Here is a 10,407-nt window from a genome sequence, read left to right as displayed (position 1 = left end):
TTGGGCTGGGAGCCGCCGAACAGGGTGGCGACCTCCTTCTGGGTGAGGCCGGCGCGGATCCGCAGCGCCTCCAGTTTGCGGCCGCAGATCACGTTGTGCACCTGGCGCGGCAGGGGTGTCCGATTCTTCATCGGTCGAATCTTGGGCCGGCGCGGTGGGACACACCAGCAGGTTCACCCCATCGTGTGCCGACCAAGCAGTGATATCAGCACCCAATGTCCGTACAGTCCCAGGCATGACGAGTGACGTCAGCACAGGACGGCCCGGCGCGCGTTATCGCGGCGCCGTGGTGCCGTACATCACCGCCTGGAGCGAGGAGCGCGCCCTGCCGGTTCGGATCATCGAGCGCCCCTTGCTCGGTATCGGCTATACCGACGAGTCCTTTGTGGACCGTGACGAGCACGGCGTGCTGTGGCGGCGTGTGCTCTCCCGCCCGGGCGCCGGCCGTCCGCTGTTCGGCGAGATCCACACCCCGCGCCAGCGCCGCGCCATGCAACGGCTGCTCTGCCAGGTCTGCTCGGGCCCGGCCGACCAGAACGAGGCCGGAACCCTGTGGCTGCTCAAGGACCACCGCGGCGACTGGCCGGGCTGGCCGAACGGCATGGGCGTCACCGAACCCCCGGTGTGCCTGCCCTGTGCCCGCACCGCCATCAACCTCTGCCCCTCGCTGCGCCGCGGCCACGTCGCTCTCCGCGTCGCCCACCATCCGATCGCCGGCGTCCAGGGCCTGCGCTACCAGGTCCGTCTCCAGCGGCTCCAGCTTGCCGAGTCAGACCTCGTCCCCCTCGAAGACCCCGCCATCCGCTGGACCCAGGCCGTCCATCTCATCCGCGAGATCACCGGCTGCGTGTTCGTCGACCTCTGACAGCGCCGGCGCGGCGAGGGCCACGAACAGCGCGAGCACGGCCGGAACCGCCAGGGCGACCGCGAGGCCGACGAGCTGGGCGATGCCGCCGATCACCACCGGACCGACGACGAAACCCAGGAATCCCAGGCTCGCCACCCGGGCGATGGCCTGCCCCGCGCGGGCCGGGTCGCGGTTGCCCGCCGCGGAGAACACCTGCGGCGCGATGCAGGACAGCCCAGCCCCAAGGAGACCGAAACCAGCCACCCCGGCGGCCGGGTGGCCGACGAGCAGTGCGGCCGCCAGACCGGCCCCGGCCAGCACGCCGCAGAAACGCACCAGGCGCACCGGCCCGATCGCCGCGGCCAACCGGTCGCCGACCAGCCGCCCGGCCATCATCATGATCGAGAACGCGGCGTACGCGGCGGCCGCGAACCCGGCGTTGCTGCCGAGGCTGTCCCGCAGGTACACCGTGCTCCAGTCGGCCGCCGCCCCCTCTCCGACCAGGCAGCAGAACACCAGCACACCAAGGAAGAGCACACCGGGCACCGGTCCGGCACCGCGATCCGGCCGAGGTGCCGCCTCCGCCGGATCAGCCGGCAAGGCCCACCTCGCCGCCCAGACCGCCACCACGACCACCCCGGCCGCCACGCTCAGAAACGTCGCGGCCGCCCCGATCTCCGCATAGGCGAACAGCCCGCCGACGGCCGCGCCAACAAACCCACCGACGCTGTACAGCGCGTGAAACGACGTGATGATCGGCCGCCCGTACGCCCGCTGCACCTCGACAGCGTTGACGTTCATGGCCACGTTCAGCATCCCGTGCCCCGCCCCGAACGCGAACAGAAACCCCACCAGGCTCACCAATCCGACCGCATGCGCCGGCAGGTTCAGCAGCACCGCGTCGGCGAACACCGCCGGAACCATGACCTTCCCGCTCGCGTACCGGTCCACCAACCGCCCCGACGCCTGCATCCCCACGATCGCACCCGCGGCAAAGGCCAGCAGCCCAACACTCAACTCGCCGTCCCCCAGCCCGAGCCCGTGCTTGATCGCCGGTATCCGCGCCGTCCACGTCCCGAGGATCACCCCGTACGCCAGGAACAGCAGCGCCACCGTCACCCGCCCACGCCGCAGGACCGCGTCAGGCTCGCTCATCGCAACATCCTCGTTCACCCCGTGTCGCGGTGGGCCAGCATGTCGACGTAAGTGGCCAATAAGTGATGGGTTTATGGTCAAATTGACAATTACTAACTGTACACGTTACGGTACCCTCGTGTTTTCGTCGTTGCGACGAGAAGTCACCGTGGCGGGCACGCCCGGCGAGGTTGCGCCCCCCTCGGTTGCGGTCGACTTGTCGATCTTGACCGTGCGCGAGCAGGGTCTGCAGGTACTGGTGGTCGAGCGTGGCACACCGCCGTACCTCGGCGCATGCGCGCTACCGGGTGGGTTCGTCGAGGCTGCTGAAGACCTGGACCAGGCCGCGCGACGAGAACTGCTCGAGGAGACGGGCCTGGACGCCGCGGGGTTGCACATCGAGCAGGTGGGCACCTACGGCGACCCGCGCCGTGATCCCCGCGGCCGGGTGTTCTCGGTGAGCTACATGGCCCTGATGCCCGACTTGCCGATGCCCACCGCCGGCGGCGACGCCCGTGCGGCGCGCTGGACGCCGGTGGCCGACCTGCTGGCCGACCCCGAGTCGCTGGCCTTCGACCACCACATGCTGCTGACCGACGCGGTCGAACGCGCCCGAGGCAAGTTGGAATACACCAACCTGGGCGCGGCTTTCTGTCCGCCGTATTTCACCATCGCCGAACTCCGCCAGGTGTATGAGGCCGTGTGGGGCACGGTCCTGGACCCGGCGAATTTCCACCGCAAGGTCACCGGCGTAACGGGCTTTCTCATCCCCACCGGGGAGAAGACCCAGCGCGGCAGCGGGCGCCCGGCCGCGCTCTATCGGCGGGGACGAGCGACCATTCTGCATCCCGCGATTCTCCGGAATCCCCACGGAACAACGCCGTTAGCCTGCAACGATCACGATTCGCCAGAACGCGCGTCCGACACGGGAAACTGAGGGGATTCGCAACGGATGTCCAGTCGCGACGACGGTCTCGGCGGGGTCGCGGTGATCTGCACCGCCCTGGAGGTGGAGTACACCGCCGTCCGCCAACACCTGGCTGGCCCCTTGGGCGAGCGGGAGGAACGCGGCACGCTCTACGAACGGGGCACGTTCCATGGTCACCGCGGTGCCTGGACGGTGGCACTGACGCAAACCGGAGTGGGCAACACGACCGCCGGGGTCGCGCTGGAGCGGGCGATCGCGGTGTTCGCCCCGCGGGTGGTGCTCTTCGTCGGTGTCGCCGGCGCCCGCTCGGATCTCGCGCTCGGCGATGTGGTCGCCGCCGATGCGATCTACGACTACGAATCCGGCAAAGCCACTCACGACGGGAACCAGCCGCGCATCAAAACCCACCTGGCCTCCCACCGCATGGTGGACAACGCGTTCGACGGCTTCGAACGGACCATGGACTACCGCCACCTGCCGAAGGTGATCTTCACGAGCCCGGCCGCCGGGTCCGCCGGGCTCACCGAGCACGAGGCCGTCGCCGCCGGGTTCGACTGCGAGTGCCGGGTGCTGCCGCTTTCGCACGTGCCGCGCGCGGTCGTCGACCGGGACACCCGCGGGCTGATCAAACTGGTGGCCGAGCGGGACTCCGGCCGGCTGCTCGGCGCGCACGTGCTGGCCGGCGGGGCCGGCGAGGTGATCACCGCGGCGGTGTACGCGCTGGCCAACCGGATGACCGTGGACCGGATGGCCGATCTCTGGTGCCCCTACCTGACCATGGCCGAGGGGCTGAAGCTGGCCGCTCAAACCTTCACCCGCGACGTGACGAAGCTGTCCTGCTGCGCCGCCTGACCAGCACGGCGGCGGCCACGGAACAATGGGAGATCAGCAAGTCCCACGGCGCCATCGCCCTCCTCGTCTCCCACCGCTTCTCCACCGTCCGCATGGCCGACCTGATCCTGGTATTGCAGGACGGCACCATCACCGAAAGCGGAACCCACGAGAAACTCCTCGAAACCAACGGCCTCTACGCCAGTCTCCACATCCTCCAGGCCAGCGCGTACGAACCCGACTCCGACAGCTGAGGCGACCAGTCGGCGGGACAATGATAGGGTCCGGTCCACGCTCATGGACCGACCATTACAAACCCGTCTACAGATTGGTTCGCCAGCGCAATGGTGATGACAATCCACGTGCCGGATGTGACCCACCCATTGCTGAACCTCGCGGCCTCGAGCTCGACGCCGTGGTACCTCAGCAACGAGCTCATCGGGCCGGTGGTGGGCGCGCTCGTGGGGGCCGCACTGACGTTCTTCCTCGCGCGCGGCGGCTTGAACAGGGAGAACTCGCTGCTGAAGACCCGGGCCGACAATCTGCAGTCCGAACGCGACAAGGCCCGGAGCGAGCTGCGCGCGGCCAGGGCCGAAGTGGGGGCCTTACGCAAGGTCGAGACCAAATACACGGAGGTCAAGAAAATATTAGGCGACTCCAGCGTCGTCAAGGACTACGACCAGCCCGTTCTTCTGCTCGGGCCCCGAAATGTCGGCAAGACCTCGCTGGTCACGCAGTGGCACGCGCCGTGGAACAGCGACACACTCGAGTCGACCCGCCGGCTGCTGACGAGCACCGTTCCGGTTTTCGACTACACCCAGCCGGACGCGGCGCCGCACTTCGCCGATGCCGACGTGCTGACCAAGGTGCATGTGCATCTCAAAGTCAAGGTGCACGACTTTCCGGGTGAGCCACACCTGCAGCACGAGGTCGCGAAGGTGGCCCGGTCAGAGACCAAACGCCTGCGCGAGGAGACGCGGAAGGCCCTGGGCGTCGTCCTGGTCTGCATGTTCGACGCCGAAGAGGCCGCAACCGGCGTCAGCAGTGAAACCAAGCGTTACTACAATGGGGAGTTCTTTTCCCACCTTCGCGGGTTCGTCATCAACGAGGCCATCGGCATCGAGCGCCTGGTCGTGGTGTTCAACAAGTTCGACCTCCTGCGGGCGAAGATGCCCGGGCAACCCGACGACGCGCTCATCAACGAATGCATCACCACGTTCGACCCGATCATCGAACCATTCCACTACATGTGCAACTCGGAGCGGGTCTGCGAAACGATCACGGTGCTGGACCGGGACAAGCTGAGGCTCAGCCAGGGCGCCTCCGTGGTCCTCGGTGAGGCGGCTCGGGGCCTGGTCACCACCATGGCGGGCCCGACCAGCGCGGCCGGCCTGTTCCCCGAAGGCAGCCAGGCGACGCGGCGCATGGCGGCAAGGTACCCGCGAGTGTCGTGAGGGACGTATCCGTGCGTCACATCTTCCAGACCAATGTTCGCGGCCGTGGTTACTCCTTCTACAAATGTGACCAAGGTGGCACGCCGGAGCCGTTCACCACCGGCACGGAACGGCCCGAACCGCCGTTGGCCCACTTCGTCGAGGCCGTCGACGGCCTCAACCTCCTGCTGCAACGCGACCCGTCGCGGCTCTACTTCCGGGCGACGGCCGCAGACCGCTTCTCCATGGTCGTCTACGGCTGCCGGCTGGGCGTGCCGGACGAGTTCGGCCGCGTCGGCCTGAGCCTGTTCTACGGCCTGCAAAGCCACCCCGACCAGGTCTTCGACCTGACCAACCGGGTCGCCCGGCTGTCCACACCCGACCTCATGGCCCGCCTCAGCGACGTCGTCGAGCACGTCGCCGTCGGCCGGTCCGGCCCGGACGCCCTCGTGTCCTTCCACAACGATCTCCCCGCGGGAAAAGCATTCGCCGCGGAACCACCAACCACTGCAAACCAGAGCACCGCGACCATCGGGGCCATGGTCCATGACACCGGTGGATCATCCGTAGCCTGGCTCGCCATGGTTCGCTCGCACCTTCGGGCATCCAGGCCCTGGACGGTCACCGACACCGTCGAAAAGGACGGCACCGTCGTCACGGCATCCCTGCACCCCCACGGCCCCCGCGTCCTCCTGTCCGAATACCTCACCCGCGCCGTCCTGACCGCCGAACCCGTTGCGCAACAACCGGTGCAGCCACAACGGCAGCTCCAACCCCCGCCCCCGGTCACCCCTCCCCCCCTGCCGGCCTACCCGCCGTCGCTGCACCTGCCACCAGCCCAGCCGCCCGCACCACCGCGGCCACGGTGGTGGTCACAGACACCCGTCCAACTCGCCGGCGTCCTGCTGGCCATCGTCCTCGCGGTGCTGACCCTCGTCCTCCTGGTCACCAAGGCGAAAAGCCCCAACCAGCCAAGGGGCAACGCCGTCCAGCCGCCGACGACCCTCAGCGGGTACGCCTACCGCTTCGACCTGCCCACCGGATGGTCCCGAGCCGGTAGCGACCCCGGCCTGCAGCGTGTCGAGATCAGGCCGGGCGGCGACCCCACCGGTACGGCCCGCATCCTGGTCGAGGAGCGGCAACTACCGTTCGACGGCGAAACCGACCGGACCAGAGCGGTACAGGCACTCCAGGTAGAACTGAAAACACGCGGCGAGCGGACAAGTCCCATCGAGGTCCAGACCACGTTCGCCGGTCGCGAAATCGCCCACTACGCCGAAGTGCCGACCGCCGAGGATCCCGTGACGGCCGACTGGTACGTGATGTTCAAAGGCAATCAACAGGTGAAAGTCGGATGCGTCTACGACGTGGCCGATCCCGAGCAGATCCAGCAGGCCTGCACGACCGTGGTCAGCTCCCTGAAGATTCCCGCCTGACCAGGCGGCACCAGCTCATCCAGCGTTTGGCCCCTACATGGCGCGATCCCATCGACAGCATGGCCGAGGGGACGCCGGGTGAGCGCCTGGCGCTGGCCAACCATGTGGCTCAGCGGGTGTCGTCGATGCGCATGCAGGACGCGAGCGCGGCGGCGTTCTCCGCCGCGAGCCCGCGCGCCAGCCGGACAAGGTCGGCCACCCGGTCGTCGACGGCGCGGTAGTAAGCGAAGCGTCCCGCCCGCCGGACGGTGACGAAACCGCAGGAGGCCAGGCAGGCGAGATGGCTCGACACCCGCCCCTGAGACAGGTTGACGTGGCCCACGCAGTCGCTCACCGTGTGCTCCTCGGCGAGCAGGAACTCCAGCAGGCGCAGGCGGGTCGGATCGCCGAGCGCGCGGAAGAACTTCGCGATGAGGCCGACTCCGGCGGTCTCGACCGGCAGCAGCGGGTCAACCTTCGCGGGCTGCGCGACTTTGCTCATGAAGATCCTTCTGCGGATAGCCGAGTAACGTGACGCTACGTTACAGCCGCTTTGGCGAATACGCGATATCCTACCAGCAGGTATGTTGTGCGACGCTGGCCACAGGGTGACGTCGTCGAAACCCTCCATGAGAGCCACACTCCGTGATCGCTGGCTCATCGAACGTGGCACTACGCTCCAGAGCCTAGCTTGGCCCTCGCGAACACGACATCCGTTGGGAGGAGGGAGGCCCGCGCAATGCGGATGCGGATCGCCATCAACCGGTCCATGGGAATTCCGCTGGCCACCCAGATCCGCGACCAGATCGTCGCGGCCATCGCCAGCGGGGCGCTCCGGGCCGGCGACCGCCTCCCCTCTATCCGCCAGCTCGCGGAATACCTCCTGATCAACCGGAACACCGTCGCCCAGGTCTACCGCCAGCTCGAAGCCGAGGGCTACGTGACCACCCGCGCCGGCGGCGGCACCACGGTCGCCGACACCGCCGACACCGCCGCCTTCACCGCCCGCGAGTTCGCCGAGCTGGCCTACTACGAAAGCGCCCAGCAACCCACCCGCCCCACCATCCTCGTCACCGACGAATACCCCGGCGAACTGATCTTCCCGGCCGAAGCCGTCGGCAAAGCCCTGCCGGCCGCCACCGTGCACAGCCTCCCCCTGGCCGACCTCGCCGCCCTCTCCTCCACCGACCGCGCCGCCCGCCTGTCCGACTTCGACCGTTCTACTGCGTCGAGCAGGTCCGCGCATTGTGCGAGCTCCCCGTTCTGGCCGCCGGCGCCGGGCCCTCCCTGACAATGCTGGAAAGAAGAATCCGCGGCGCCAGCACCGGCAAAAACGTCGCCATCGTCTGCAGCGATCCCACCGGCCCGGCCTACATGGAAACCTCCCTCCGCCGCGCCGGAATATCGTTCGGCACAGTCACCCACACCCACTCGCCCAACCCGACCTAGCCCGAACGCTCGCCGCCGCCGACCTGATCGTCGCATCCGAAGGCTCCGTCGACAAAGTCCGCACCCTCGCCCCCGCCCACCCGTTGATCACCTACTCCGCCATACTCAGCGACGAATCCATGGCCACCATTCGCCATTACGCCGACCGCGGCACAGATACTTGAGTAGTGGTGCTGACCGCGACATAGTCCATTCTGTACGCCATGGAGACCGGATTAGCCCAGGCAACCGCTGACGTTGACGACTTACCCGGTCCGGCCGGCACCCGCGCACGGTGGGCGCCGTGGCGATCACCCGAAGAGCAGCCGCGCTGGGCGCGTCCGGCGCTGCTGATCATCGCCGCCGCGGCCGGAACGCTCTACGCCTGGGGCATCGCAGCTATGCAGCTTCACCTGTACTACGGCCCCGCGGTCAGGAGCATGTCCGGCAGCTGGTCGGCGTTCTTCTTCGCCACCTACGACCCGCAAGTCACGGTCACGCTCGACAAGCTCCCCGGCGCGTTCTGGGTGCAGGCGCTGTCGGCACGGATCTTCGGCTTCCATCCGTGGTCGGTGCTGCTGCCCCAGGTGTTGGCCTGCGTGGCCACGATTCTGGTGCTGTACAAGATGATCCATCGGTGGATGGGGCCGGCCGCGGGCCTGCTCGCCGCCGCCGGATACGCCACCATGCCGATCGTCGCGGCGCTCGCCCGCACCCAGATCTCCGACGTCGTGCTGGTGCTTCTGCTGGTGCTCGCCGCCGACGCCTGGCAGCGCGCGATCCTCACCGGCCGCCTCGCGCCGCTGCTCTGGTCCGGCGTCTGGGTCGGCCTCGCGTTCCAGACCAAGCTGGCCCAGGCGTGGGCAGTTCTGCCGGCGTTCGCGCTGGTGTACCTGTTCACCGCACCGGCCCCGCTGCGACGCCGGGCCGGGCAGCTCACCCTCGCCGGCGCGGTCTCGCTGGCGGTGTCGTTCCTCTGGATCGTGCCGATGCTGCTCATCCCGGCGACGGCCCGGCCCTACATCGACGGATCCGTCGACAACTCGCCACTGTCCATGGTGTTCGGCTACAACGGGTTCAACCGCTACGGCATCGCCAACGAGGGCGCGGAGGTGCTCGGCACCGGCGGACCGGTCCGGGCCGGACCCGGATCGCCGTGGTCGTACCTCCTCAGCGACGGCGTGGCACCCCAGGTCGGCTGGCTCTACCCGCTGGCCATCGCCGGTCTCGTCGCCGGCCTGATCTGGGCGGCCCGATGGCGCCCCGAGCGGGAAACCCGGTTCGTCCGCGCGGTTTTCGCCATGTGGGGCCTGTGGCTGCTCATCCACGCGATCGCGTTCGGCATCAGCCGGAACCCGCACACGTTCTACGTCATCGCGATCGCCCCGCCCGTCGTCGCCCTCGCCGGCGCCGGCACGGTGCTGCTGTGGTCGGCCTACCGGCGCGGCACCTGGTGGCCGCTGCCCACCGTGCTCGCCGTCACCACCGTCTGGGCGGTCACGCTCTCCGCCCGGTTCCCCACCTTCGCCGGCTGGCTGCCACCCACCCTGGCCATCACCGGCGCCACCGCCACCCTCACCCTAATCGCCGCCAAACTCACCAAAACCCCCACAGCCACCCGGTTCGCCACCATCGGCAGCGCACTCGGCGTCACCACGGTGCTCCTTGGCCCAGCGACCTGGACCAGCTCGGTATCCGACAACCTCACCGTCGTCGACGCCCACCGCCCCGCCGCCGGTCCCGCCTCCCGCGAGGTCGCCACCGTCCTCAGCGGCCGCCTCCTACGCATCCTCCCCAACACGGAGACAACCCGCATCGCCACCTACCTCACCACCCACGCAAACGGCGAGAAATACCTCGCCGCCATACCCTGGGCACCCCAGGCCGGACCGTTCATCCACGCCGGTATTCCGGTCCTCCCGGTCGGCGGCTTCACCGCCCAGGCCCCCACCATCACCCCGACCCACCTCGACGATCTGGTCGCCCGCGGCGAACTCCGCTACGCCCTCGTCGACGGGCCCGATGCCAAAGGAATGGTCACCCGCGACTACCCCGAATACGCCCTCTGGGTCCGCCGAACCTGCACCCCCAAAGCGGAGCTAACCCGGCCGCATTACACCCTCTACGACTGCCTGACCACTGGATAGGCTGTGAAGGCGTCCTTCGCGGCGTTGAGCGTCCGGAAGGGAGCCTTCACGGCGTCTCCGACGCCCGACGCACCACCCGAAGTAAGGAACCACCGATCTAGGCGGGCGCTGAATAATCGGCGTGTCGGCTCGAAATGTGGGGCTGAGCTGGGAGGATCGGTTCGTGCAGGGTGTGGAGCGTGCTGATCGGGAGCTGTTGGACGCGCAGGCGCTGGTGGGTCATCTGGTGGCGGCGGGGAGCATG

At 68.5% G+C, this 10,407-nt stretch carries 10 protein-coding genes; 8 read left to right on the top strand and 2 right to left on the bottom strand.

Going from position 1 to position 10,407, the window contains the following annotated elements:
• Positions 1-235: 235 nt before the first annotated feature.
• Complete coding sequence (locus tag VGR06_RS22800) at positions 236-865, top strand: hypothetical protein (protein ID WP_327561136.1); 630 nt, start codon at positions 236-238, stop codon at positions 863-865.
• Here the strand turns inward: VGR06_RS22800 and VGR06_RS22795 are convergent.
• Entirely contained in the window at positions 770-2,002 is a 1,233-nt protein-coding gene (locus tag VGR06_RS22795; RefSeq protein ID WP_327561135.1) for an MFS transporter, read from the bottom strand. The two genes, VGR06_RS22800 and VGR06_RS22795, sit on opposite strands and share 96 nt — an antisense overlap.
• Before the next feature lie 148 nt (positions 2,003-2,150).
• Between VGR06_RS22795 and VGR06_RS22790 the strand changes: the two genes are divergently transcribed.
• The 5 genes from VGR06_RS22790 to VGR06_RS22770 all read left to right on the top strand — a co-directional run bounded on the left by VGR06_RS22790 (position 2,151) and on the right by VGR06_RS22770 (position 6,609).
• Positions 2,151-2,918, top strand: coding sequence for an NUDIX hydrolase (locus VGR06_RS22790; RefSeq protein WP_327561137.1), 768 nt, complete (start codon positions 2,151-2,153; stop codon positions 2,916-2,918).
• A gap of 15 nt (positions 2,919-2,933) precedes the next feature.
• Positions 2,934-3,761: a hypothetical protein gene (locus VGR06_RS22785; protein WP_327561134.1), complete on the top strand. Its 828-nt coding sequence runs from the start codon at positions 2,934-2,936 to the stop codon at positions 3,759-3,761.
• Positions 3,762-3,853: 92 nt separating this feature from the next.
• Positions 3,854-3,994, top strand: coding sequence for a hypothetical protein (locus tag VGR06_RS22780; protein ID WP_327561138.1), 141 nt, complete (start codon positions 3,854-3,856; stop codon positions 3,992-3,994).
• A gap of 96 nt (positions 3,995-4,090) precedes the next feature.
• Positions 4,091-5,194 (top strand): GTPase domain-containing protein, encoded by a 1,104-nt coding sequence (locus VGR06_RS22775; RefSeq protein ID WP_327561133.1) that lies wholly within the window; start codon positions 4,091-4,093, stop codon positions 5,192-5,194.
• Between the two features lie 11 nt (positions 5,195-5,205).
• On the top strand, positions 5,206-6,609 hold the full coding sequence (locus tag VGR06_RS22770; protein ID WP_327561132.1) for a type VII secretion-associated protein: 1,404 nt from the start codon (positions 5,206-5,208) through the stop codon (positions 6,607-6,609).
• 109 nt (positions 6,610-6,718) lie between these two features.
• On the opposite strand, the gene VGR06_RS22765 is transcribed toward VGR06_RS22770, so the two are convergent.
• The gene (locus tag VGR06_RS22765; RefSeq protein ID WP_327561131.1) at positions 6,719-7,090 is read right to left on the bottom strand and encodes a metalloregulator ArsR/SmtB family transcription factor; all 372 of its coding nucleotides are present in this window, start codon (positions 7,088-7,090) and stop codon (positions 6,719-6,721) included.
• Positions 7,091-7,327: 237 nt separating this feature from the next.
• Between VGR06_RS22765 and VGR06_RS22760 the strand changes: the two genes are divergently transcribed.
• Together VGR06_RS22760 and VGR06_RS22755 are read left to right on the top strand one after the other, a co-directional pair.
• Positions 7,328-7,879, top strand: a complete 552-nt coding sequence (locus VGR06_RS22760; protein WP_327561130.1) for a GntR family transcriptional regulator — start codon at positions 7,328-7,330, stop codon at positions 7,877-7,879.
• A 361-nt stretch (positions 7,880-8,240) separates the two neighbouring features.
• Positions 8,241-10,163: an ArnT family glycosyltransferase gene (locus VGR06_RS22755; protein ID WP_327561129.1), complete on the top strand. Its 1,923-nt coding sequence runs from the start codon at positions 8,241-8,243 to the stop codon at positions 10,161-10,163.
• Positions 10,164-10,407 lie beyond the last annotated feature (244 nt).

This window comes from Actinophytocola sp., from assembly GCF_036002505.1.
GTDB lineage: Bacteria > Actinomycetota > Actinomycetes > Mycobacteriales > Pseudonocardiaceae > DASYTH01.
This window is presented reverse-complemented; position numbering and strand designations above follow the sequence as displayed.